The organism is Streptomyces sp. NPDC005805 (assembly GCF_040630445.1).
Classification (GTDB): Bacteria; Actinomycetota; Actinomycetes; order Streptomycetales; family Streptomycetaceae; genus Streptomyces.
In genome coordinates this window covers 42684-66333 of record NZ_JBEXXN010000013.1, presented here as the reverse complement: position 1 = coordinate 66333, position 23650 = coordinate 42684, and the positions used below count along the sequence as shown (strand labels likewise).

22 protein-coding genes and 5 pseudogenes are annotated in these 23650 nt (G+C 74.0%); 15 read left to right on the top strand and 12 right to left on the bottom strand.

Features of this window, described 5'->3' with window-relative positions; all coding sequences use genetic code 11:
- Positions 1-5 precede the first annotated feature (5 nt).
- Complete coding sequence (locus ABZ457_RS10220) at positions 6-971, top strand: folate-binding protein (RefSeq protein ID WP_359155973.1); 966 nt, start codon at positions 6-8, stop codon at positions 969-971.
- Between the two features lie 36 nt (positions 972-1007).
- Here the strand turns inward: ABZ457_RS10220 and dtd are convergent, their stop codons facing one another.
- Positions 1008-1445 carry a D-aminoacyl-tRNA deacylase gene (gene dtd / locus ABZ457_RS10215; protein ID WP_359155971.1) on the bottom strand — a complete coding sequence of 146 codons (438 nt, stop codon included), beginning with the start codon at positions 1443-1445 and terminating at the stop codon, positions 1008-1010.
- A gap of 160 nt (positions 1446-1605) precedes the next feature.
- Here dtd and ABZ457_RS10210 point away from each other — a divergent pair, with 160 nt between their 5' ends.
- Both ABZ457_RS10210 and ABZ457_RS10205 read left to right on the top strand, forming a co-directional pair.
- On the top strand, positions 1606-2202 hold the full coding sequence (locus ABZ457_RS10210) for an ABC transporter substrate-binding protein (RefSeq protein ID WP_359155969.1): 597 nt from the start codon (positions 1606-1608) through the stop codon (positions 2200-2202).
- A gap of 89 nt (positions 2203-2291) precedes the next feature.
- A complete protein-coding gene (locus ABZ457_RS10205; protein WP_359155967.1) occupies positions 2292-3278 on the top strand; it encodes an asparaginase in 987 nt (328 codons plus the stop codon).
- A 143-nt stretch (positions 3279-3421) separates the two neighbouring features.
- On the opposite strand, the gene ABZ457_RS10200 is transcribed toward ABZ457_RS10205, so the two are convergent.
- Positions 3422-3586, bottom strand: a complete 165-nt coding sequence (locus tag ABZ457_RS10200; protein WP_359155965.1) for a hypothetical protein — start codon at positions 3584-3586, stop codon at positions 3422-3424.
- A 246-nt stretch (positions 3587-3832) separates the two neighbouring features.
- Here ABZ457_RS10200 and ABZ457_RS10195 point away from each other — a divergent pair, with 246 nt between their 5' ends.
- From ABZ457_RS10195 to ABZ457_RS10185, 3 genes are all read left to right on the top strand, one after another.
- Positions 3833-4798 (top strand): GntR family transcriptional regulator, encoded by a 966-nt coding sequence (locus ABZ457_RS10195; RefSeq protein ID WP_359155963.1) that lies wholly within the window; start codon positions 3833-3835, stop codon positions 4796-4798.
- Between the two features lie 2 nt (positions 4799-4800).
- Entirely contained in the window at positions 4801-5526 is a 726-nt protein-coding gene (locus tag ABZ457_RS10190; protein WP_359155961.1) for an HAD hydrolase-like protein, read from the top strand.
- Positions 5527-5679: 153 nt separating this feature from the next.
- A complete protein-coding gene (locus tag ABZ457_RS10185) occupies positions 5680-6786 on the top strand; it encodes a phosphotransferase (RefSeq protein WP_359155959.1) in 1107 nt (368 codons plus the stop codon).
- Between the two features lie 20 nt (positions 6787-6806).
- Here the strand turns inward: ABZ457_RS10185 and ABZ457_RS10180 are convergent, their stop codons facing one another.
- Both ABZ457_RS10180 and ABZ457_RS10175 read right to left on the bottom strand, forming a co-directional pair.
- Positions 6807-7532, bottom strand: coding sequence for an ABC transporter permease (locus ABZ457_RS10180; RefSeq protein ID WP_359156107.1), 726 nt, complete (start codon positions 7530-7532; stop codon positions 6807-6809).
- Positions 7533-7614: 82 nt separating this feature from the next.
- The gene (locus ABZ457_RS10175; RefSeq protein WP_359155957.1) at positions 7615-8694 is read right to left on the bottom strand and encodes an ATP-binding cassette domain-containing protein; all 1080 of its coding nucleotides are present in this window, start codon (positions 8692-8694) and stop codon (positions 7615-7617) included.
- Positions 8695-9005: 311 nt separating this feature from the next.
- Here ABZ457_RS10175 and ABZ457_RS10170 point away from each other — a divergent pair, with 311 nt between their 5' ends.
- Positions 9006-9869 (top strand): TetR/AcrR family transcriptional regulator, encoded by an 864-nt coding sequence (locus ABZ457_RS10170; protein WP_359155955.1) that lies wholly within the window; start codon positions 9006-9008, stop codon positions 9867-9869.
- A 22-nt stretch (positions 9870-9891) separates the two neighbouring features.
- On the opposite strand, the pseudogene ABZ457_RS10165 reads toward ABZ457_RS10170, so the two are convergent.
- The 4 pseudogenes from ABZ457_RS10165 to ABZ457_RS10150 all read right to left on the bottom strand — a co-directional run.
- Positions 9892-10281, bottom strand: a pseudogene (locus ABZ457_RS10165) (histidine phosphatase family protein); the annotation flags it as partial.
- A 164-nt stretch (positions 10282-10445) separates the two neighbouring features.
- Positions 10446-10700, bottom strand: a pseudogene (locus ABZ457_RS10160) (histidine phosphatase family protein); the annotation flags it as partial.
- A 134-nt stretch (positions 10701-10834) separates the two neighbouring features.
- A pseudogene (locus ABZ457_RS10155) lies at positions 10835-11071 on the bottom strand (DUF664 domain-containing protein); the annotation flags it as partial.
- Between the two features lie 38 nt (positions 11072-11109).
- Positions 11110-11265 (bottom strand): annotated as a pseudogene (locus ABZ457_RS10150) (EamA family transporter); the annotation flags it as partial.
- Between ABZ457_RS10150 and ABZ457_RS10145 the strand changes: the two are divergent.
- The 5 genes and pseudogenes from ABZ457_RS10145 to ABZ457_RS10125 form a co-directional block, all read left to right on the top strand.
- Positions 11216-11754, top strand: a pseudogene (locus tag ABZ457_RS10145) (LysR substrate-binding domain-containing protein); the annotation flags it as partial. The pseudogenes ABZ457_RS10150 and ABZ457_RS10145 overlap by 50 nt on opposite strands.
- Positions 11755-11892: 138 nt before the next feature.
- On the top strand, positions 11893-12402 hold the full coding sequence (locus ABZ457_RS10140) for an HAD domain-containing protein (RefSeq protein ID WP_359156105.1): 510 nt from the start codon (positions 11893-11895) through the stop codon (positions 12400-12402).
- A gap of 113 nt (positions 12403-12515) precedes the next feature.
- On the top strand, positions 12516-12995 hold the full coding sequence (locus tag ABZ457_RS10135; RefSeq protein ID WP_359155953.1) for a helix-turn-helix domain-containing protein: 480 nt from the start codon (positions 12516-12518) through the stop codon (positions 12993-12995).
- Between the two features lie 34 nt (positions 12996-13029).
- The gene (locus tag ABZ457_RS10130) at positions 13030-13650 is read left to right on the top strand and encodes a hypothetical protein (protein ID WP_359155951.1); all 621 of its coding nucleotides are present in this window, start codon (positions 13030-13032) and stop codon (positions 13648-13650) included.
- Positions 13651-13784: 134 nt separating this feature from the next.
- Positions 13785-14132, top strand: a complete 348-nt coding sequence (locus ABZ457_RS10125) for a DUF2516 family protein (protein ID WP_359155949.1) — start codon at positions 13785-13787, stop codon at positions 14130-14132.
- 59 nt (positions 14133-14191) lie between these two features.
- Here ABZ457_RS10125 and ABZ457_RS10120 read toward each other — a convergent pair whose 3' ends face one another.
- From ABZ457_RS10120 to ABZ457_RS10110, 3 genes are all read right to left on the bottom strand, one after another.
- Positions 14192-15433 carry a fused response regulator/phosphatase gene (locus tag ABZ457_RS10120; RefSeq protein ID WP_359155947.1) on the bottom strand — a complete coding sequence of 414 codons (1242 nt, stop codon included), beginning with the start codon at positions 15431-15433 and terminating at the stop codon, positions 14192-14194.
- 357 nt (positions 15434-15790) lie between these two features.
- Positions 15791-16891 (bottom strand): NlpC/P60 family protein, encoded by a 1101-nt coding sequence (locus ABZ457_RS10115; RefSeq protein WP_359155945.1) that lies wholly within the window; start codon positions 16889-16891, stop codon positions 15791-15793.
- A 332-nt stretch (positions 16892-17223) separates the two neighbouring features.
- Entirely contained in the window at positions 17224-18006 is a 783-nt protein-coding gene (locus ABZ457_RS10110) for a class I SAM-dependent methyltransferase (protein ID WP_359155943.1), read from the bottom strand.
- 362 nt (positions 18007-18368) lie between these two features.
- On the opposite strand from ABZ457_RS10110, the gene mshA reads away from it, so the two are divergent.
- The 3 genes from mshA (at position 18369) to ABZ457_RS10095 (ending at position 22151) form a co-directional block, all read left to right on the top strand.
- A complete protein-coding gene (gene mshA, locus ABZ457_RS10105) occupies positions 18369-19709 on the top strand; it encodes a D-inositol-3-phosphate glycosyltransferase (protein ID WP_359155941.1) in 1341 nt (446 codons plus the stop codon).
- A gap of 138 nt (positions 19710-19847) precedes the next feature.
- Positions 19848-20351, top strand: a complete 504-nt coding sequence (locus ABZ457_RS10100; RefSeq protein ID WP_359155939.1) for a YbjN domain-containing protein — start codon at positions 19848-19850, stop codon at positions 20349-20351.
- 129 nt (positions 20352-20480) lie between these two features.
- Complete coding sequence (locus ABZ457_RS10095) at positions 20481-22151, top strand: MFS transporter (RefSeq protein WP_359155936.1); 1671 nt, start codon at positions 20481-20483, stop codon at positions 22149-22151.
- Positions 22152-22230: 79 nt separating this feature from the next.
- Here the strand turns inward: ABZ457_RS10095 and ABZ457_RS10090 are convergent, their stop codons facing one another.
- Positions 22231-23595 carry an MFS transporter gene (locus ABZ457_RS10090; protein ID WP_359155934.1) on the bottom strand — a complete coding sequence of 455 codons (1365 nt, stop codon included), beginning with the start codon at positions 23593-23595 and terminating at the stop codon, positions 22231-22233.
- Positions 23596-23650: the final 55 nt, after the last annotated feature.

Genomic DNA, 23650 nt, shown 5'->3' with positions numbered 1-23650 from the left:
TTCGCATGAAGAGCCCCCTCCTGTCCCAGCCCGGCGCGGTGCCGGCCGAGGGACGCGACGAAGGGGTCGCCGCGCACTACGGCGACCTGTTCCGTGAGCAGCGCGCGCTCGCCGACGGCAAGGGTCTGGTCGACCTGTCGCACCGCGGGGTCGTCTCCGTCACCGGCGACGACCGGCTGAGCTGGCTGCATCTGCTGCTCACCCAGCACGTCAGCGACCTCCCGGCCGGGCAGGCGACCGAGGCGCTGATCCTCTCCGCGAACGGGCACATCGAGCACGCCCTCTACCTCGTCGACGACGGCACCACGGTCTGGGCGCACGTGGAGCCGGGCACCCGGGAGGCGCTGCTCGCCTACCTGGAGTCGATGAAGTTCTTCTACCGGGTCGAGATCGCCGACCGCACGGACGAGTTCGCCGTGGTGCACCTGCCCGCCGGTTCGATCGCCGAGGCCCCGGCGGGCGCCGTCGTCCGGGAGGCCGCCCACGGCCGGGACGTGTTCCTACCGCGCGCGGAGCTGGAGTCGTACGCCACCGCCAACGGCCCCCTCGCGGGAATCCTCGCCTACGAGGCCCTGCGCATCGAGGGGCACCGCCCGCGCCTCGGCTTCGAGACGGACCACCGCACCATCCCGCACGAACTGGGCTGGATCGGCAGCGCCGTGCACCTCCAGAAGGGCTGCTACCGGGGCCAGGAGACCGTCGCGCGCGTCCACAACCTGGGGAAGCCGCCGCGCCGGCTGGTCTTTCTGCACCTGGACGGCAGCGAGGTCCATCTGCCCGGCCCGGGCACCCCGGTGCGCCTGGCGGCGGACGGCGAGGAGGGCCGCCAGCTCGGCTTCGTCACCACCTCGGGCCGCCACCACGAGCTGGGCCCGATCGCGCTGGCCCTGGTGAAGCGGAACGTTCCGGTCGACGCCGAGCTGATCGCGGGGGACACCGCGGCCGCGCAGGAGACCGTCGTCGAGCCGTAGCCGTAGCCCGGGGGCAGGGGGCGCGGTCCCGGCCCGTCAGACCTCGACGAGGACCGTGAACGGCCCGTCGTTGGTCAGCGAGACCCGCATCCGCGCCCCGAAGCGGCCCGTCGCCACGGTCGCGCCGAGAGCCCGCAGCTGGGCCACCACCTCGTCGACGAGCGGTTCGGCGACCGGGCCGGGGGCCGCCGCGTTCCAGGTGGGGCGGCGGCCCTTGCGGGCGTCGCCGTACAGCGTGAACTGCGAGATCACCAGCAGCGGGGCGTCCGCGTCCGAGCAGGACCGCTCCTCGGTCAGGATCCGCAGCGACCACAGCTTGCGGGCCAGCCGGGCGGCCTGCTCCGGGGTGTCGTCGTGGGTCACCCCCACCAGGACGCACAGTCCCTCGCCCGTGATCTCGCCGACCGTCTCCGGGCCGGACTCCCCCGGCACCACGACGCTCGCGCCGTCAACCCTCTGCACCACTGCACGCATGCGGAGAAAACTACCTGGCGGCCATTCGGGGCCGAACAGGTGCGGACCGCCTGCGTCGGCGCACATCGGGGTGGCACCATGCACCAAGGCGGTGCACCCCCTCGGCCCACCGGGCCCCGGGAGGCTCCTGCACCGGTCGCGAGGGGACGGACGTACGCACATGAGCACCACATCTGGCGCCGGGCCGCGGCTCGGCCCCGTCACGGGAGCCGCGGCGGACCCCGGAGCGGTGGCCGCACCGCCCCGGCAGCGGGCCGGGGACGGGCTCCCCGGCCGTTCGGAGCCCGACCTCGTCGCCCTGCGGCTGCCCGAGCTGCGGGCCCTGCGCAGGGACTCCCAGCGCGACGAGGCGGACCTCAGCTATGTGCGCCGGCTGGTCCAGGGCCGGATCGACATCCTGCGGGCCGAGGTGGCGCGCCGGGCCGACCCGGAGTCGCCGGTGGTCGACCGGCTCTCCGAGATCCTGGCCGACCCGCCGTCCGCCCGGGGCTCCTCCGCCCGGCACGTCACCCTGTCGACCCCGCACGGCGAGGAGTACCGGCGGCTCGCGGACGACGTCCTCGACGAGATCGGCCTCTCCGACCTCGGCGCCCGGACGGACGAGGAGCTGCACGCGGCGATGGGCCGCCTGCACGCCTACGAGCAGCAGGTCTCCCGGCGCCGGCAGCAGCTCCAGCGGACGGCCGACGATTGCAGCGCGGAGATCGCCCGCAGGTACCGTGAAGGCGAAGCACAAGTAGACGACCTGCTGATCTGAGCGGCCGCCGGGCGATCCCCGGGCGGCCCTGCCGGGACCGGTCCCGGCGTGCCCGGAGGGGCGGGTCCCGCACTGGAGACGCGCCCGCCATGACCTCATCCACCGCCCCCGGCACCGCGGACATATCCCGGGCCGCCGCACCCCCCGTCCTGGCCGAGGTCGTCCGCTCGGGCTTCGTCGAGGGCCACCACCGCGGCTCGCTGGTCGTGCTGGCGGCGGACGGCAGTGTGGAGCTGGCCATCGGGGACCCGGCGGCTCCGGTGTTCCCCCGGTCGTCCAACAAGCCCATGCAGGCGGCGGCCGTGCTGCGCGCCGGTCTCGACCTGTCCGGGGAGCGCCTGGCGCTCGCGGCGGCCAGCCACTCGGGCGAGGCCTTCCACATCGAGCTGGTGCGCCGGATGCTCGCGGAGCACGGGCTGGACGAGGCCGATCTGCGCACCCCGCCGGACCTGCCGCTGGACCCGGCCGAGGCGGAGACGTACCTGGCGCAGGGGCACGTCCGGGACCGGGTGACCATGAACTGCTCGGGCAAGCACGCCGCGATGCTCGCCGCCTGCGCGCTCAACGGCTGGGACCGGGAGGGCTATCTGGAGCCGGAGCACCCGCTTCAGCGGCTGGTGCACACGGTGGTGGAGGAGACGTCCGGGGAGCGGGTCGCGGCGGTCGGCACGGACGGCTGCGGGGCGCCGCTGATGGCGATCTCGCTGACCGGTCTGGCCCGCGCCTTCCGGCACTTCGTGCTCGCCGCGCCGGGCTCCCCGGAGCGCCGGGTCGCGGACGCGATGCGCGCCCACCCGGAGTATGTGGCGGGCACCCGGCGGCCGGACACCTGGCTGATGCGGGAGGTGCCGGGCGCGCTGTCGAAGATGGGCGCGGAGGCGGTGCAGGCGGTGGCGCTGGCGGACGGCCGCGCCCTCGCCTTCAAGATCGAGGACGGCGCGGGCCGCGCCCTGGGCCCGGTGCTGGCGCGGGCGCTGACCCGTATGGGCGTGGAGGCGCAGGTCGTGGACCGGATCGGCCATATGCCCCTGCTGGGCGGGGGCGCGCCGGTGGGCGGGGTCCTGGCGGCGTTCTGACCGGCTCCCGGGGGCGTGCGCGAGTCGGGCGCGCGCTGTACCTGGGCGACGCCTCGGCGGTGCGGTCGGCGACCCCGGAGCCCGGACGTGTTCTGAGGCTCCGGCCCGGTGAACGTGCGGGCCGGTCAACCCGTGCGGACCGGTCAGCCCGCGGTGACGGCGGGGGCGACCAGGAGCAGTCCGCCGACCCCCGCGCACGTCGCGTTCTCCGCCTTGATGCCGACCGCCAGCAGGGCGAGGCCCAGTCCGGCCGTGAAGCCGTACCGGAACTGGACGTACTGCTCGACGACGAGAGCGATGAGAGGCATGGTGTGTCACTCCTTCGAGGATGAGCCGCCGAGCTCGCACACCGTTGTGCTGCTGGGGAATTGGTCCGGTCAGATTGTCAACTCTCCGATGAATTGGTCCGGTTGACTTGTTGGAGTGATGCCCTGTCTCCGCAGATCCGTAAACTTGTCCGGTTGTTCGGTGGTGTCTTCGGGTGGTCAATCATTCGACTGACAGGATCTGTGGGGTATCTCCGCCTGCTGTACGGGGAGTTGTATGGTTGTGGGGTGACCAGTCAGGGATCCGCCCCGAGGGACGGCCAGTACCGCTATATGTGGCTGGCCGACGAACTGCGCAAGGAGATCCACGAGGGGACGCGTCTGCCCGGTCAGCGCATCCCCACCCAGGAGGTACTGGCCGGCCAGTACCACGTCTCCCGTCACACGGTGATCCAGGCGGTCAACCTGCTGCGCGAGGAAGGGCTGGTCCACGTCGTCCAGGGCAGCGGCACCTTCGTCCGCGAGCACGGCGAGGCCGGTGAACACGGTGAGCCCGGCGCCCACGACGGAACGGCGGCGGCCACCGGCGACCCGGCCGCCGCGGGCGACGAGAGCTACGCGGTCGTCTCGGAGAACGTGCCCCAGGTGCGGCTCAAGCCGTATCTGGAGGAGGCGTTCGAGGCGACCGAGGTCACCCTCGACGTGTTCTCCATGACCACCGAGTCCCTGGCGACCCAGGTGTCCCAGCAGAAGGACCGCATCCTCGACCGCGAGATCCAACCGCCCCGCAGCATCACCGCCCGGCTGCTCCTCCCGGACACCGCCTCCGACCACCTCGCCGTGCCCCGCCCGGTCGACGGATCGGACGACCCGCGGGTGCGCGTGCGGATGCACGGAATCCTGCGGGCGCATGCCACCATGCTCCGGGAGTCGCTGTACGAACTGCGCAACCGGGGCTTCGTCCCCGAGGTCTCGGTCGAGGTCCGCCTCGTCGCGTTCTCCCCGCAGATCAAGTTGTACATCCTGAACCGGCGGCTCGCCCTACAGGGCTTCTACCCGCCGGAACTCGGCACGGTCACGGTCCCGCCGGACAGCGAGGAAGTGACCATTCTCGACTCCTACGGCACCGGGGCGACCCTCTTCCCCTTCCGTGCCTCCGCCGACTCCACCCCCGATCAGGTCGGCATCGTGCGCCAGATGCGGAAGTTCTTCGAGAACACCTGGAACCACCAAGCCACAAGGGCGGAAATCTGACCGTGCCACACGCCACTGCCCCCCCGGAGGCCCCGTCCGCGACCCGGGAGGCGGTGACCCGGGCCCGGTGTGTCGTCCTCGACCTCGACGGCCCGGTCGCGAGCGTCTTCGCGGGGGAACCCGCGGCCGTCGCCGCCGCCGAACTCGTCGGCCTCGCCCGCCGGGACGGGCGCCTCGTCGAGGCGGTGCGCCACAGCGCCGACCCGATCGCCGTCCTGAGCGCCCACACGCTGGCCCTGCACGCCCACGGCGCGGACACCGGCTGGCGCCGCACCGTCGCCGCGATGCACGAACTCCTGGACGACTACGAGCGCAAGGCCGCCGAGACCGCCGTCCCCACCCCGGGCGCCGCCGCGTTCATCGAGTCCTGCCACGCCTCCGGCCGGAGCCTCGCCGTCGCGACGAACAACCACGCGGACGCCGCCGCGCGGATCCTGGAGCGGATGGCCGTGCTGCACTGCTTCCCCGAGGGCGCGGTCGTCGGCCGGTCGGGCGACGCCCGGGAGATGAAGCCCAGCCCCGTCCCGCTGCTCAGGGCGATGCGGCCGGGCCTCGGCCCCGGCGGGCACCTCATGATCGGCGACACCGTGACGGACTACCGGGCGGCCCGACAGGTCGGGATGCCGTTCTGCGGGTATCACGCCAAGGGGGTGGGCCGGCAGCGGCTGTCGGCCGCCGGCGCCCCGCTCGTCGTCGCGCGGATGGCGGAGTTGTCGGTGTTCGGCTGACACCGGGTGCGGAACGCCCCTCGCGGGCGGGCCCGCCGGGTGCCGCCCGGACCCGGTCGTTCCGCCCGCCGCGGTGCCGTCCCCGGCACGGCGCGGGCGGCGGGCCGGGCCCCGAGCGAAGGAGGCGGCCGCATTCACACGGGGGCAGCGCGCATGACGGCCGAGCCGGCGTCGCGGAGCAGGCAGCGGGCGGTGCGGCTCAGCGCCGGCGAGGCCCTGATCGAGGGCCCGCTCAAGGGGTACCACCACGAGACATACGCCTTCCCGCTCCCGGACGCGGCGGGCCGGGCCGGGACGGTGCGCTGGAAGTGCCGGGAGCCGCGGGACGGCGTCCTCTGGTTCGACCGGCGCTGGTTCGCCTCCGAGGGCGCCCTGCTCCGGGCCCTGGCCGGCCGGGTCGACAGCGTCCCGGAGATCATCCTGGTGGACGGGATCGGCCTCCAGCGGTTCATCGAGGGCTCGACCCTCGGCGCGCACGGTGGTCCGGGCCGGCCGGTCGCCGAGCGCCATCTCGCCCAGGTGGAGCGGCTGTTCGGGGAGCTGGCCGCGATCGGCCCCCGGGATCTGGGCCCGGGTCCGGCGGTGCTCCCGGCCACGGGCGGGCCGGTCGCGGACGGCGACTGCGCGGGCTTCGCCGCCGAACTGGTCCGGTTCACCGAACTGGAGGTCCGCCGCGCCCATCTCCCGCTCTACGGAGACCTGTTCGCCGCGCTCGGCGTACCGGACGACGGCCTGGACCGGATGGCCAGCCGGACGGAGACGTTCACCTCCCGGCCGTTCTGCCTGCTCCACGGGGACCTGCACCGGGAGAACTTCGTCGTCGACGGCCACGACCGGCTGTGGACCATCGACTGGGAGCTGGCGGCCTTCGGCGACCCCCTCTACGACCTCGCCACCCATCTGCATCTGATGCGCTACCCGGCCCGGCAGGCGGCCTCGGTGTCGCGGCGCTGGCGGGACGCGGTGGAGGCGGCCCGCCCGGGCGCCGCGCGCGGCTGGTGCCGGGACCTGCCGGAGCTGCTGGCGTACAAGCGGGTCCAGTCCGTCTACACGGACGTGGTGCGGGCCGGGATCGGGCTCGGTGAAGGCGGTGGCGGGCGCGGTGGCGGCCGGGCAGAGGTCGACTGGCGGCTTCTGATGGCCACCGCCCGCAAGCTGGAGTCGGTCATCGGCGGGGCGGCGCCCGCGCTGGGGATCTCCGCGCCGCCCCCGTTCCGCCGGATCGCCCAGGCGCTGGCGGACTGGCACCGCACGCGGTAGGGCGGCTGGGGCTTTGGGCCTCAGGAGGTGCGGGCGCGGAACAGGACGCCCGAGAGGACCATCGCCACCGCGAGAAGCCCCGAGCACCAGGCCAGCGCCACCCAAGGCGCCGAGCCCACCGGCTGGTCGTGCAGGAGTCCCCGGAGGGTCTCGATCAGCGGGGTGACCGGCTGGTGTTCGGCGAAGCCGTGCAGCCAGGTCGGCATGGTGTCCACGCGGACGAACGCGCTGCTCGGGTACGGCAGGAACATCATCACGAAGGTGAACCCGGACGCCGCCTCGGGTGTCTTCGCCAGCAGCCCCACGGCCGCCGACAGCCAGGAGACGGCCGTCACGAAGAGAAGCAGCACGCAAGCCGCGGCGAGCCAGCCCGCGAGGGTGGCCGACGGGCGGAAGCCGATCAGCAGCCCGACGCCGAGCACCAGGGCGGTCGCGCACAGGTTCCGCAGGGCGCTCGCGGCCACATGGCCCGCGAGGAGCGAGGTCCCGCCGATGTCCATGGCGCGGAAGCGGTCGACGATGCCGCCCTTCATGTCCTCGCTGACCCGCACCGCCGTGCCCGCCGCGCCGAACGCGGCGCACAGCACGAGGATGCCGGGCACCACGTAGTTCACGTACCGGGTGCCGGTGTCGATCGCGCCGCCGAAGAAGTAGATGAAGACCAGCATCAGCATGAGCGGCAGCATCAGCGCGGTGATGAGCGCGTCGACGTCCCGCAGGCTCAGCCGGACGCAGCGGCCCGCCAGGGTGACCGCGGGGGCCCCGGGCCCGGGGCGGGGGCGCGCGGTCCGGGTGGGCGCCGGTGGTGCGGGGGCGGGCAGGGTGGTCTCAGACACGGGAGGACTCCGTCCGTCCGTCGTGGGCGGCCCCGGCGCGGGTCGCGGTTCCGGTTCCGGTTCTTGTGCGCGTTCCGGCCCCGGCCCCGGCCCCGGCTCCGGTGCCGGTCCCGGTGCCGGTCAGGGTGAGGAACACGTCGTCCAGGGTGGTCGCGTGCAGCGAGAAGCGGACGATGTCGCGACGCTCGGGGTCGATCTCGTCCAGCAGGGCACGGACGTGCGCGGCCGTGCCGTCGGTCGCCAGCCCCACGGTGCGGGTGGCGCGGGCGCGGTGGACCGCGCGGGGAGCCAGCCGCCGGTAGGCGTCCTCGTCGGCGAGGACCACGTCCAGCCGCTGCCCGCCGACCGCGGCCTTCAGCTCGGCCGCCGTCCCCTCGGCCACGATCCGGCCGGTGTCCAGCACCGCGATCCGGTCCGCGAGGCGGTCGGCCTCCTCCAGGTACTGCGTGGTCAGCAGCACGGTGGTGCCGCCCGCGGAGAGTTCGCGCACCACCGCCCACAACTCCTGGCGGCTGCGCGGGTCGAGACCGGTGGTCGGCTCGTCCAGGAAGACGACCTCGGGGTCGGTGACCAGACCCGCCGCGAGGTCGAGCCGCCTGCGCATTCCGCCGGAGTAGGTGTGGGCGAGACGGCGGCCGGCGCCGGTGAGGCCGAAGCGTTCCAGGAGTTCGGCGGCGCGGCGGCGGGCGGCCGGGCGGGACAGTCCGCCGAGCCGGGCCATCATGCGCAGGTTCTCCTCGCCGGTCTGCTTCTCGTCCACGGCGGCGAACTGGCCGGTCAGGCTGATCGCCCGGCGCACCCGGGCCCGTTCGGCCACCACGTCGTGGCCCCCGACGCGGGCGCTCCCGGCGTCGGCGTCGGTGAGGGTGGCGAGGATGCGGACGGTGGTGGTCTTGCCGGCCCCGTTCGGCCCGAGGAGCGAGAAGACGCTCCCGCGCTCGACCCGGAGCCCGATGCCGTCGAGGACGGGCGTCCCGCCGTAGGACTTGCGCAGGCCCTCGGCCTCGACGGCGAAGCGCCCGTGGGCGGTCCGAGTGACTGTGCCGGTCTCGCCGGCCTGGGTGGATGACATGGCTGCGCTTCCTTTCCCGGAGCGTGCTGCGCCACGGGGGTGCCCGGCCCGGTCCGGCCGAGGGCCCTTCTGCGTATGGCATACGCGTTACTGTGTAAGGATTACGCATTACTAGGATGGCGTCAAGCGCGAAGGGCGGCGCCGGCGAGGCGCCGGGGCCGCGCGGGCGCGGTGAGCACGGGGTCGACGCGTTCGACGGCTCTGGCGGTTCAGCGGCTTTGGCGTTCGACGGCTCTGGCGGTTCGACGGCTTGGCGGTCGGCGGTTGACGGTTGACGGTTCGACGGGGTTTCGGCGAGGAGCGTGGCGGCGATGGCGGACGGCGGCGGTACGCGGGCAGGCGGCGACGCGCGCGGCCCGGGAGGCGAGGCCGGGGGCGGCTCGGGAAGCGGCTCCGGGGGTGGCGCGGACGCCGGTGTCGGGCTGCCCCCGAGCATCGAGGCCGCCTGGGGCCTGCGGGAACGTCCCGGCAAGGGGCCCAAGCCGGGAATCGGCGTCGACCGGATCGTCGAGGCGGCCCTCGCCCTCGGGCGCGCCGAGGGGCTGGCGGCCGTCTCCATGGGGCGCGTCGCCAAGGAGCTCGGCGTCTCCACGATGTCCCTGTACCGCTATGTCGGCGCCAAGGACGAGCTGTACATCCTGATGCAGGACGTGGCGATCGGCCTCCCGCCCGAGGCCCCCGCGCCGGGCACCGGCTGGCGGGAGGCGCTGGAGGCGTGGGCGCGGGCGCAGCGCGAGGTCTTCCACCGCAATCTGTGGATGCTGCGCATCCCCATCTCGGGCCCCCCGGCCACCCCGAACTCCGTCGCCTGGTGGGATCTGGGCCTCGCCGCGATGGCGGACACCGTCCTCGACGAGGGCGAGAAGATCTCCGTGATCCTGCTGCTGGGCGGGTTCGTGCGCAACGAGGCGCTGCTCATGGCCGACCTGGGCGCGGCCGTCGCGGCGAGCGGCCGCTCCGCCGAGGAGGTCATGCGCGGCTACGGCCTCACCCTTCAGCGCCTCGCGGACCGGGACCGCTACCCGTCTCTCGCGAAGCTGCTGGACAGCCGGGTCCTGTACGAACCGGACGACCCCGACTGGGAGTTCGAGTTCGGCCTGGAACGCCTGCTGGACGGGGTCGCGGTCCTGGTCGACCGCCGGGCGGCGGCGTCCGGCTGCGACCCGGCCGGCTGAGCCGGTCCGGTCCGGGGGCGTCTCAGACGCGGGGGACGCCCGGCGGGAACCCGGTCCAGCGCAGTTCGACGGGCAGATGGGCCATGTCGTTCAGCAGAAGCACGGCGGGGGGACGCCCGGGGGTCCACCGCAGCACGGTCAGCCCGGTGTTGGCGACGGGCAGCCCCATCCACCGCCACGCGGGCGCGTCGAGGGCCGCCCGGACCAGCCAGCCGACCAGGAACGCGTGGGTGACCACGAGTTCATGGCGTTCCTCGCCGCCGTCCACCGTCCCGGTGAACGCGGCCAGCGCCTCCCGCGCGAGGGCGGGCCCGCGCCGCCGGTCCTCCTCGTCCGCCCCGGCCAGGAACGCGAGCAGCGCCTCGGCGGAGTCGTCCGGCAACTCGGACCGGTCCGGGAGGTGGGGGATGTAGGAGGTGTCCGGTGGATCCTGGCCGGGGCCACGACGCCTGGCACGGCACCTCGCCGCGTTGCCGCAATGCCTGAATAGCTCCGCTATGAAGGCATCCCGGCGCCTTGCGATGCACCACACCAGACGCCGCGTCCTGTCCGGCCCTGATCCACCGGACACCTCCTGTCACCGGCGGGCTCGGAGACGCGGAGGGGCACCTCGGCCCCGGACCGGTCGGGCGCGAGCCGCGCGTGGACCAGGCGGGCGGTCTCGGCGGCGCGGGGGAGGGGGCCGTGGTGGACCGCGCTCAGGGGCACCGCCCGCAGCCGCTCGCCGAGCAGGGCGGCCTGGCGCCGGCCCGCCTCCGTCAGCCCGGACTCGTCGGCCGTCGCCTCCCCGTGGCGGGTGAGGTAGAGATAGCGCGTGGCGCGGTCCGTCATGCGGGAGCCTTCCGTCCGGGTGCCGTCGTTGCCGGCCGGGGCCGTCAGCCGGGAGGGACGCGCCCCCGCCCCACCCGGTTCCCGCGCCCCTACCGGCTACCCGACCGGAGGCCGGGCGACCCGGGCCCCTGTGTTCACGAACTCCCGTCCACCACCCGGGCCGTGCGCTCCAGCCGGCCCCGGTACTCCTCCCACCACGCCGGGTCGGCCGCCGGGACGCTGGTGGGGCCCTCGCCGCCCGCGCCGTCCAGCAGCTCCCGCAGGATGTCCGTGTGCCCGGCGTGCCGTTGGGTGTCGGCGACCACGCGCACCACCGCGTGGTGCTGCGTCACCGCGTCCCGCTCCGCCGGGCACCACGGCACCCGGCCGAGGGCGACCAGCCCGACGCCCGCCGCTCCCGCTGCCGTCACCACGACGGCGACTCGTGGAGCACGGCCACCGCGACCGGCTGGGCGGCGCCGACCTCGCCCGGCAGCCGTTCGGCCACCACGAAGAGCAGCGGGAAGAACGCCCCGATGTTGAGCACACCGAGCACGGCGGCCCGCCACCACCAGGACCCAGCAGGACCGGGCGAGCGCGGTCGCGGCGGTGGACATCCCCGAGGTCCTCCAGGACTCCGGGACCGGCACCCCCGTGTCCGGGCCGCCCTGCAGGTCGGCCGGAGCAACGAGTTGACGGCCCAGGTGGCGGCGGGGGAGCCGGACGTCGCCTTCCCCGGCCTTCAGGAACGGGACCGGCCCCGGGGCGTGGGGGTCCGCGAGCCGGCCCGGGACGCGTCGGTGGCGGTGCTGCCGGCCACCCCCTGGCGGGCGCGGCTCGTATCCCCCTGGCCCGGCTCGCCGACGAGCCCTTCGCCGACTTTTCCCGCCGGCTCCCCGGGCCACACCCGGAGCGACCTCGCCTTCGCCGAGGCCGGCCTCCAGCGCGAGGTCGCCTTCGAGGTCCCGACGCGGACCTGCTCAAGCGCCTCGTCCGCCGCGGCCTCGTCGTCGCGCTCCTGCCCGCGTCCTGCATCGGCACCGGCGGTGAGGCCCTGACCACCGTCCCGGTCCCGGACGGCCCGCGCCGCGTCGAGTACCTGATCCGGAGCGATTCCAACCCGCCCCCGGCCCCTGCACGCCTTCCTGGAGATCATGGACGGGCGCATGACGCGGGCTACGGTTCCCTCACGACCGGTCCCGGGCCGCGCCCTCTGCTCTTCCTCGACGTCGACGGCCCTCTCATCCCCTTCGGGGCCACGCCGGAGCAGTACCCGGAGGGATACCCGCTCTTCCGCCCGCCCTCCGCCCGCCGGACGGACGACACGAACCCGCTCCTCGCCCGGATCAACCCCGAACACGGGCCACGACTCCATGCGTTGGGGTGCGAACTGGTGTGGGCGACGACCTGGACGACGAACGCGAACGACCGCGTCGCCCCCTGGCTCGGCCTCCCGGCCCTGCCCGTGGTCACCTGGCCCGACGACCCCGACGACCCCGACGAGGGCGATCCCCACGGCCTCCACTGGAAGACCCGCCCCCTCGTCGACTGGGCGGCGGGCCGTCCCTTCGTCTGGCTGGACGACGAACTCACCGCCACCGAACGCACCTGGGTCTCCGCCCACCACCCCGGCCCCGCCCTCCTCCACCGCATCGACCCCCGCCACGGCCTCACGGACGCGGACTTCACGGCTGTGGCGGAGTGGGTGCGCGCCAACGGGTAGACGGACACGGGAAGCCGCCGCGTCCGCCGGGCCGGCGCCCGCGCGGGTGGTGGGCGACACTTTTGCAAGCAGGTGCTTGCAAAAGTTAGCAGCGGTGCGGCACCATCGAGGGCATGGCATCGCTCAACGTCGGCAATCTCGGTGACTACCTCCGCGAGCAGCGGCGCAGCGCGCAGCTCTCGCTGCGGCAGCTCGCCGACGCCGCCGGGGTGTCCAATCCGTATCTGAGCCAGATCGAGCGCGGGCTGCGCAAGCCGAGCGCCGAGGTGCTCCAGCAGGTCGCCAAGGCCCTGCGTATCTCCGCCGAGACCCTGTACGTCCGTGCCGGGATCCTCGACGAGCAGGAGCGGGATCCGCTGGAGACGCGGGCGGTGATTCTCGCCGACCCTTCGATCAACGAGCGTCAGAAGCAGGTGCTGCTGCAGATCTACGAGTCCTTCCGCAAGGAGAACGGGCTCGACGCGGCGGAGCCGTCCGGGGAAGCCTCCGTGGACGGTGACGCGGGCAGCGCCGGGGACACCGCCGATGACGGCCCCCGCACGGCCGGCGCGGGCGGTGCCGAACCGAGCAGGAACGATCCGAGCACGTACTGAGACCACCCCATCTGCGTTCGGGAGGACGACAGTCATGGCCATCACCGATGACCTGCGCAAGACCTTCAGCGACCCGACTCCGCTCTACTTCGCCGCCGGCACCGCCGACCTCGCCGTCCAGCAGGCCCGCAAGGTCCCCGCGTTGATCGAGCAGCTCGCCGCCGAGGCCCCCGCGCGCATCGACGCCGTGCGCAACACCGACCCCAAGGCCGTGCAGGACAGGGTTACCTCGCAGGCCAAGGAGGCGCAGGCCACGGTGCAGGCCAAGTTCGCCGAGGCCGTCGGCGGTCTCGACACCGACCTGAAGAAGCTCGGCGAGAGCGCCCAGGACCTCGCGCTGCGCGGTGTGGGCGTGGCCGCCGAGTACGCGGTCAAGGCCCGCGAGGCGTACGAGCGCGTCGCCGAGCACGGCGAGCAGGCCGTGCGCTCGTGGCGTGGCGAGGCGGCCGAGGAGATCACCGAGATCGCCGTGGCCGTCGAGCCGGAGCCGGTCGTCCCCGCGCCCGCCTCCCCGGAGGTCGTGGAGGCGAAGACCGCCGAGGCGAAGGCCGCTCAGACCAAGCCCGCGCCGGCCGAGGCGAAGAAGCCCGTGGCGAAGAAGGCCCCGGCGCGCAAGCCCGCCGCCAAGAAGGCGACCGGGCCCGCCGGAGCCTGATCCGGCAGCGGAACGTGACCCGGGACGGGGCGCCGCGGTGACGCGGCGCCCCGTCCGGCTCGTCGCGGCCGGAGCCTCCGCGGAGGTACCTTGGCCGCGAGGCGGCACACACGACTGACGAGGCGGTGCTCGGCATGCTGGCTGACAACTTCGACTTCGGGCTCATGATGATCACCAGACTGGTGTTCGTCGTGACCTCCCTGACGGCCCTGGTGATGGCCGCCATGGCACGCGAGGACGCCTACCGTGCCGCGGACAAGAAGACCAAGTCCTTCTGGCTGATCATTCTCGGCCTCGCCGCAGCCGTGAACCTGATCCCGTTCATCTCGATGCTCTTCCTGTCGATCGCCGGGCTCATCGCGGCCATCGTCTTCTTCGTCGATGTGCGGCCCGCGCTCCAGCAGGTCTCCGGTGGCGGCGGACGCCGTGGCCGGGGCTCCAGCAGCGACGGCCCCTACGGTCCCTGGAACGGCGGCCGGTAAGCGGCACCAGCGGGCGGGCTCCCGGCCCGCCTCGGCCGTCCCGCGGCGGCGCGCCCGCGTCAGCCGCGCCGTGTGTCCCGGCTGAGCAACAGCACCGCCACGTCGTCCGTCAGATCGCCGCCGTTCAGCTCGCGCACCTCGCCGACCGCCGCTTCGAGGAGGGCCTCGCCCTCCAGACCGTCGGCGAGCAGGCGGTTGACCGTCGCGAGCATGCCGTCCTGGCCGAGGCGCTGCCGGGTGTCCGGGCCCGTCCGGCCCTCGATCAGGCCGTCCGTGTACATCAGCAGGCTCCATACACCGCCGAGCTCCACCTGCCGGCGCGGCCAGCGGGCGCGCGGCAGCAGGCCGAGGGCCGGGCCGCCGTCCTCGTAGGGGAGGAGCTGCGCCGCGCGGCCGTGGCGGGCGATCAGCGGGGCGGGGTGGCCGGCGAGGCACAGGCCGGCCCGCCGCCCGTCGGGGGCGATGTCCACGGTGCAGAGCGTCGCGAAGATCTCCTCGCTCTCCCGCTCGTGCTCCAGGACCCGCTGGAGGGTGGAGAGCAGTTCGTCGCCGCACAGACCGGCGAAGGTCAGGGCGCGCCAGGCGATGCGGAGTTCGACGCCGAGGGCCGCCTCGTCCGGGCCGTGGCCGCAGACGTCGCCGATCATGGCGTGGACGGTGCCGTCCGGGGTGCGGACGGTGTCGTAGAAGTCGCCGCCGAGCAGGGCGCGGGAGCGGCCGGGGCGGTAGCGCGAGGCGAAGCGCAGGTCCGAGCCCTCCAGCAGCGGGGTGGGGAGCAGGCCCCGTTCCAGGCGGGCGTTCTCCTGGGCGCGCAGACGGGACTCGGCGAGCTTGCGCTGCGCGGTGTCGGCGCGCTTGCGCTCGACCGCGTACCGCACGGCCCGGCTGAGGAGCCGGCCGTCCAGCTCCTCGCGCACCAGGTGGTCCTGGGCGCCGACGCGGACCGCCTCGGCGGCCAGGTCGGCGTCACCGGCGGTGGTCAGCGCCAGGACGGCGTGGCGCGGGGCGAGCCGCAGGACGTGCTTGAGGGCGCCCAGCTCCTCGTCCTGGACACGGCCGGGCAGGGCCAGGTCGACGAGGACGCAGTGGACGTCGTCGGTGAGCAGTCGCTCCGCCTCGGTGAGGTTGCGGGCGGTGCGGATGCGGACCCGGGCGCCCGAGGCGTCGAGGAGTTCGGGGACGCCGAGGGTGCCCGCCGGGTCGTCCTCGATCACCAGGAGCGTCAGGTCGCCCCCGGTCTTGCCGCCAGGAGCGGTCTCCGCGACGGGGGCGTTCCTCTGTCGCGGTACGGGTACGGGCATCGGTGCTGTTTCCTTCCCTCCCCCCCGAGGGCGCGGCAGGCGCCGAACGACGTCCCGCCAGACGGGGACCATAGCGGTAGGCGGCGGCCGAACGGAATGGCGATCGGTGAAGAGTCATTGGCATATGCCGCGCATGGGGGCACAGTTGCCCGTCCGGTCATGACGAAGGTCACGCCCTGATGGGCGAGGCGCCCGATTCGCCCCATCCGGCAGGTGGCGCAGCTCACTTGTGGCACGCGGCGATGGACAGGCACCCGCCGCGGCGGGCACCGGCCCGCCCGGCCGTGGGACGCACATCACGCGCGCCGCGCCGGGCCGGAAGCCCCCAAGGGCGGTGCGGGCAGGCCCGGCCGGGGCCTACTTGTCGGGGCGGACGACCCCGAGAATCCGCATCGAGCCCGCGCCCGCCAGCGTCACATGCCGGCCCGGCCGGGGGGAGTGGACCATCGTGCCGTCCCCCACATACATCCCGACATGGCTGGCGTCGGAGTGATAGATGATCAGGTCGCCCGGGCGCATCTCCCCGACGGGTATCCGGGGCAGGAGCCGCCACTGCTCCTGGGAGGTGCGGGGGATGGTCCGCCCCGCGGCCGCCCACGCCTGCGAGGTGAGCCCGGAGCAGTCGTAGGAGCCGGGGCCCTCGGCGCCCCACTCGTACGGCTTGCCGATCTGAGCGGTCGCGAACTCGACCGCCTTGCGCCCCTGTTCGCTCGCCCGGCCGTCGAGCTCCTTCAGGGCGCCCGAGCCGAGCCACTGCGTCTGGGCCCGGTCCTGTGCCGCCCGCTCCAGCTGGAGGAGCCGCTGCCGCTCCTCCTTCTCCAGCTCGTCTTCCAGCTTCTTCGCCTCGGAGATCTTCTTGGTGATCTCCTTGCGGGCCTTCTCGCGCTTGAGGCGGTTGGCCTCCAGCTTCTCCCACTGGGAGCTGGCGTCCTTGCTGTAGGCCGCCAGATCGGCCTGGGCCTTGGTCAGTTCCGCGATGAGGTCCTTGGTGGCCTTGTGGCCCTGCCGGATCCGGCCCATCCCGTCCAGGAAGAGCCCCGGGTCGCCGGTGAGGGCGAGTCGGGCCTCCGGGGGCAGGCCGCCGCCGCGGTACTGGGCGCGGGCGGCCGCGCCCGCGCGGTCCTTGAGGTCGTCCAGCCGGGCCTGGCCCTCGGCCATGTCCTCGGTCAGCTTCACCATCTCCGCCGACTGCTTCTCCGCACGCTCCTCGGCCAGGTTGTAGGCGTCGGTGGCGGAGGCGGCCTGCTGGTAGAGCCTCTCTATCTTCAGGCGGACGGCTTCGAGCGACTCGCTCGGCGGCGGTGGTGCCATCGGGCCGGGCACGGTGACGGACGCCGGTGCCTGCGGGGACGGTTCGGGGGCGGCGTACGCCTGGCCCGGCGCCACGAGCACGGTCAGTGCCGTCAGCGCGCTGACCACGCCGATCGCGGCCGCAGTGGCGATGCGTCGTCGGTTCACGACTCCCCCTCCGGGTGCGCGCCCGATGCGCGCACCTGGTTAACCGTCAGTAACTTGCGCGTGACGTCCGTGATGGTGTCACGACGCGGTGGAAAACGACAGGCCCGACCGGCAGTTCGCCCCTTGCGCATGGCCCGCCCCGATGATGCCTGTGCGATGTCCGCCGGACGGAGACCCCCACCCCGTGTCTCCGTGCCCACCGTGACTGACGAGTGGAACGGGCAGGGTGTTCCCCTGCCGGCCCGCTTCACTCCTGACGGTGTACCGGATGCGTTGAAACATCCAGGATTCATCCGTGCCGGTGGTTTGAATCCAGGGAGTGTGCGGGGAGTTCAGCCCGCGGGTGCCACCGCGTGCCACTCCACCGTGACCTCGCCCTGCCGCCACCGCCGCCGGTCGTCCGCCAGCGGCCAGCAGGCCGCCAGATCGCCCACCGCCCTGACCCAGCGCTGCCGCGCGCCGAGCGAGGCGTACGGTGCCGCGGCCGCCCACGCGCGGTCGAAGTCCCGGAGGAAGGCGTGCACCGGCTCGCCCGGCACATTGCGGTGGATCAGCGCCTTGGGCAGGCGTTCCGCCAGGTCGGAGGGGCGTTCCAGGGAGCCCAGCCGGGTCGCGAAGGTCACCGTCCGCGGCCCCTCCGGTCCGAGCGCCACCCAGACGTGCCGGCGCCCGATCTCGTCGCAGGTCCCCTCCACCAGCAGTCCGCCCGGGGCCAGCCGGTCGCACAGCCGTGCCCAGACGGCGCCGACCTCGCCCTCGTCGTACTGGCGCAGCACATTGGCGGCCCGGATGAGCGCCGGGCGGCGCCGCGTCGGGACCTCGAAGCCGCCGTGCCGGAAGGTGAGGCCCGCCCGTTCGTACGGCGCCGCCGCGGCGACCCGGGCCGGGTCGATCTCGATGCCGACGACCTCGCAGCGGGGGTCCGCGGTGCGCAGCCGCCCCAGGAGTTCCACGGCGGTCCAGGGGGCGGCCCCGTACCCGAGGTCCACCGCGACGGGCGCGTCCGCGCTGCGGCGCAGGGCGGGTCCGTGCACGGCGGCGATCCAGCGGTCCATGCGGCGCAGACGGTTGGGGTTGGTCGTCCCGCGGGTGGCGGTGCCGACGGGGCGGTTCATGGCTCCGAGGGTATGCGGTGCGCCCAACGGTCCGACCGGGCCGGCCCCGACCCCGCCCGCCCCGGGAACCGGCCACCGGGCCCGCCCCGCCCGCGCCCACCCCGGGCCCGTCCCCGGCCCCGCGTACCCCGCCCGCGCCCACCCCGGGGAACCCGGCCCCCCTCGCCCCGAAGGCCCCCGGACCCCCTTCGACCCCGCTTCACCTGAGCCACCCCCGGTAATGATTTGGCAAAGTGCGGGGAGCCGGGAAATGGAATTCCCCACTCCGCTGTTGTGAGCCGTGCGGGACCCCACACCCCGCCCATTGCCGTGCCCGCAGTGCGCGCAATGACCGCCGTGCCCGCAGCGAGAGGACCGCCGACGTGAGCCAGTACGTCTCCCGCCTCGGCAGCAGCCGGATGGCCCCGCGCCTCCGGTTCCCCGGCGGCCACCGCAAGCCGCGCCGGGTGGCCATGCTCAGCGTCCACACCTCCCCGCTCCACCAGCCGGGAACGGGCGACGCGGGCGGTATGAACGTCTACATCGTCGAGCTCGCCAAGCGCCTCGCCGCCCTCAACATCGATGTGGAGATATTCACCCGGGCCACGGCCGGCGGCCTGCGCCCGGTCGTCGAGCTGGCCCCGGGCGTCCTCGTCCGCCATATCGACGCCGGCCCCTACGAGGGGCTCGCCAAGGAGGACCTGCCGCCCCAGCTGTGCGCCTTCACGCACGGCGTGATGCGGGCCTGGGCCGGCCACCGGCCCGGTCACTACGACCTCGTCCACTCCCACTACTGGCTCTCCGGGCACGTCGGCTGGCTGGCCGCCGAGCGGTGGCGCGTCCCGCTGGTGCACGCCATGCACACCATGGCCAAGGTCAAGAACGCCTCCCTCGCCGAGGGCGACACCCCCGAGCCCGCCACCCGGGTCATCGGTGAGACGCAGATAGTCGCCGCCGCCGACCGCCTGGTCGCCAACACCGCCGAGGAGGCGGACGAACTGGCCCGCTTCTACGACGCGGACCCGGCCAAGGTCGCCGTGGTGCACCCCGGCGTGAACCTGGACGTCTTCCGTCCCGCCGACGGCCGGGCCGCCGCCCGGGCCCGGCTCGGCCTCCCGCAGGACGCGTTCATCCCGCTGTTCGCGGGCCGGATACAGCCGCTCAAGGCCCCGGACGTCCTGCTGCGCGCGGTCGCCGTGCTGCTGGAACGGGACCCCTCGCTGCGCCACCGCGTCCATGTCCCGGTGGTCGGCGGACCCAGCGGCAGCGGACTGGCCAAGCCCGAGGGGCTCCAGAAGCTCGCCGCGCGGCTGGGCATCGCCGATGTGGTCCACTTCCGCCCGCCGGTCGGCCAGGAGCGGCTCGCGGACTGGTTCCGGGCCGCGTCCGTCCTCGTCATGCCCTCGTACAGCGAGTCCTTCGGCCTGGTCGCCGTCGAGGCGCAGGCGGCCGGCACGCCGGTCGTCGCCGCGGCGGTGGGCGGGCTCCCGGTCGCGGTCCGCGACGAGGAGACGGGCTTCCTCGTCCCCGGGCACGATCCGGCGCACTACGCCGACGTCCTGGCCGGTTTCGTACGCGACCCCGGCCGCTCCGAGCGCATGGGGCAGGCGGCCGCTCGGCACGCCCGGTCCTTCGGCTGGGACACGGCGGCCTCGGCCACCGCGGACGTCTACGCGGCCGCGATGCAGGAGCACCGCCAGCGCACGCGGGCCCACCACCACTGACGCCCGCCCGTCGCCCCCCGGCCGCCCGACGTCCGCCCGTCGCCCCCCGTGACGCCCGACGCCCGCCTGCCGTGACCCCCGACGTCCGCCCGCTGCGACGTACGCGCCCCGAGACGGCCGTGACGTACGCTCCCAGACATGTCTGACGCAGAGCGCGACGCGGCACAGGTCGTCGAACAGGCCCTGAAGGACGCGGAACTGGAGTGGGAGAGTCCGGCTCCGGGCAGTTACGTCGTCACCCTGCCCGGCACCCGCAAGCTGTCGACCACCTGCTCCCTGCGGATCGGGCGGCACTCCCTCTCGCTCAACGCGTTCGTCATCCGCCACCCCGACGAGAACGAGGCGGCCGTCCACCGCTGGCTGCTGGAGCGCAACCTCAAGCTGTACGGCCTGAGTTACGCGGTCGACCGGCTCGGCGACATCTACCTCGCCGGGAAGCTCCCGCTCGCCGTGGTCACACCGGAGGAGCTGGACCGGCTGCTCGGGACGGTTCTGGAGGCGGCCGACGGCGCGTTCAACACCCTGCTGGAGCTGGGGTTCGCGAGCGCCATCCGCCGGGAGTACGCGTGGCGGGTGTCCCGGGGCGAGTCCACCCGCAACCTGGACGCGTTCACCCACCTGACCCGGCGCTCCGAGGACTGACGGCCTCGACGCCCTCGTCCCCGGGCGGCCCGGGCCCCCGCCCCGGGGGTCCTGACGTCCGGCCAGCGCGAACGCGACCCGAGCGGGCCGCACATGCGCTTCCCGGCCCCCGGGTACAAACTCGATCTCATGGGTACCAAACGGTCCCCGGAGGGCTCCGCCGCCTCCTCGACGGCGGGCGCGCCGCACCAGACCCTCGCGCTCGCGGCGATGCTGTTCGCGGTGTCGATGACGTTCATCGACCAGACGATCGTCTCGATCGCCGCGCCGGACATCATCGAGGAACTCGGCCTCTCGTCCTCCGGGATGCAATGGGTCGTCAACGCCTATCTGCTCGCCCTCGCGGCGTTCTTCGCCCTCGGCGGCCGGCTCGCCGACCTCGTCGGACACCGCCGGATCATGCTGATCGGCACGCTCACCTTCGTCATCTCGTCCGTGCTGTGCGGCTGTGTCCCCGAGGGCGACTTCGCGCAGCCCTGGCTGATCGTCTTCCGGGCGACCCAGGGCCTGGGCGCGGCGCTGATGTTCCCGGCCGCGCTGGCCGTGGTCGTCAACGTCTTCCCGGTGGAGAAGCGCGGGCGGGCGCTCGCGCTGTTCTTCGGTCTGTCGGGCGCCCTGACGGCGCTCGGCCCGCTGCTGGGCGGCTGGCTCACCGGCTGGACCTGGCGGGCGATCTTCTGGGTCAACGTCCCGGTCGCGCTGATCGCCATCGTCCTCACCTTCATGGCGAAGATCCCGGAGACCCGGCGGCCCGAGAAGCTCGATGTCCCGGGCGCCGTGCTGGTCGCGGTGGGCATGGGCCTGAGCGTCCTCGGCCTCCAGCAGGCCCAGGCGTGGGGCTGGAGCAGCGTGCTGACCTGGGTGTGCATCATCGGCGGCCTCGCCGTGCTCGCGGTGTTCGTCCGCTACGAGCTGGGCGTGGAGCAGCCCCTGATCAAGATGAAGGTGTTCCGGGACAAGGCGTTCACCGTCGACAACCTGGTGCTGTTCTTCTCGATGATCGCGTTCGTCCCGGTGTTCTTCTTCGCCTCGGTGTACGCGCAGGTCTCGCTCAGCGCCTCCCCGAACCAGGCGGCCATGTACCTGCTGTACTTCTTCATCGGCTTCGCCGTCACCTCCCAGTGGGGCGGCCGGATCCTGGACAAACGGGGCGCCCGTCCGGCCATGAAGATGGGCACGGCGCTGGGCGCGGTCGGCTTCGCGCTGTGGGCCGGCAAGCTCACCGACCTGTCGATGCACGACCAGTGGCCGTATGTCGCCCTGGCCGGCGCGGGCATCGGCTTTCTGCTGGCCCCGGCCTCCACGGACGCGGTCAACCGGGCCATCGGCGCCTCGTACGGCGAGGTCACCGGCATCACCCAGACCGTGCGCAACTTCGCGGCCAGTGTGGGTCTGGCCGTCTTCGGCACGATCCTGACGCACATGACCACCAACCGGGTCACGGACACCCTCCAGAGCCGCGGCCTGCCCGAGGACGCGGCGCGGGAGGCGGGACGTTCGGTCGCCCAGTCCGTCACCGGCCACGCGGACGGCCGGACGCCGACGGGCGACGGCCCGGTGGAGACGGTGATGCGGGACTCGATGAACGCGATCCGGATGGACTTCGCCGAGGCCAACCAGTGGGTGTTCTACGGGATGGCGATCATGCTCGCGGTGGCGTTCCTGTGCGCGCTGCGCCACCCCGGGTCGCGGGTGACGGCGGACTCCGCAGCAGGGTCCGGGGCGCCGGGCCCGTCCGGAACCCCGGAGGCGCCGGGCACCGCGCCCGGCACGGCGTCCGGGACGGCGGCGGACCGCTGACCACCGCCCGCCGCACGACGGTGGCCCCCGCGGAGTGCGGGGGCCACCGTCGTGCGCCCCGCTCGGGGCAGGGCGCTCGCTAGGCGATCGCGCCCAGGTCCTTCTTCGCCGCCGGGACCGCCGAGTCGGGGGCCGTCGCCTCCACGGGCTCACCGGCCCCACTGGCTCCACCGGCCCCACCGGCCTCCGCGCCGGACAGGCCGCGCTCCTCGGCGGGCAGGCCGCGCAGCACCAGCGCGTAGCCCACCGCGCCGACCGTGCCGATCACCGCGCACAGCCCCCACAGCCACGCCGACCCCCAGGTGTCGACGACGTACCCGGACATCAGCGGGGCCACCAGCGCCGCCGCCGACCAGGACAGCGCGTACATCCCCTGGTAGCGGCCACGGGCGTGCACGGGCGAGAACCGCACGACGAGGCTGGTCTGGGTCGGCGCGTTGACGATCTCGGCGAGGGTCCACACGGAGACGGTCAGCGCGTAGAAGGCGAGGGACGACCCGGCGAACGCGGTGAGGCCGAAGCCGTAGCCCGCGACCAGCGCGGACAGCACCAGCAGCCGGCCCGGGTCGCGGTGCTCGATGAACCGGGTGACGGGGATCTGGAGAATCACGATCAGCAGGCCGTTCACGGCGATGACCAGGCCGAAGTCGGAGCTGCTGAACCCCTCGGAGGCCATGGCCAGCGGCAGGCCCATGTGCCCCTGCATGAAGACCAGCGCGACCAGGAACGACAGCCCGACGACGGCCATGAAGCGCCGGTCCCGCAGTACGGTGCCGAGCCCGGCCCCCGCGTCCTTGCCGACAGCGCCCGTGCCCGCGCCGGTGCCGACGCCCCCGCCCGCGGGCTTCTCGGGCCGTGACTCCGGGAGCTTGACGAACACCACGATCGCGCAGGCCAGGGTCATGGCCGCCTCGCCGAGGAAGCCGACGAGGTAGCTGTACTCGGCGATGAACCCGGCGGCCACCGAGGACACCGCGAAGCCGAGGTTGATCGCCCAGTAGTTGAGCGAGAAGGCCCGCACCCGGTCCTCGGGCGGCACGATGTCCGCCATCATCGCCTGGACCGCCGGCCGGGAGGCGCTGCCGGCCGCGCCGACGACGAAGGCGACGGCGGCGATCGCGGCCGGCTGCTGGACGAAGCCGAGGAGGGCGACCGAGAGCGCGGTCGAGGTCTGCGCGATCAGCAGCGTCGGACGGCGTCCGAGCCGGTCGGCCATCACCCCGCCGCCGAGGGAGGCGACGACTCCGCCGAGACCGTGCAGCGCCACGACGAGACCGGCGAAGGTGGCCGGGTATCCGCGTTCGATCGTCAGGTAGAGGGTGAGGAAGGTGGCGACGAAGCCGCCGAGACGGTTGACGAGGGTGCTCGTCCACAGCCACCAGAACGCCGGGGGGAGCCCGGAGACGCTCTGGTCCACGGCACGTCGCACAGCGGCGATCGACATACGGGTCCCCCACGGGTGTAAGTGTCCGGATCGGCATCCGCACGTTACGAGCGCG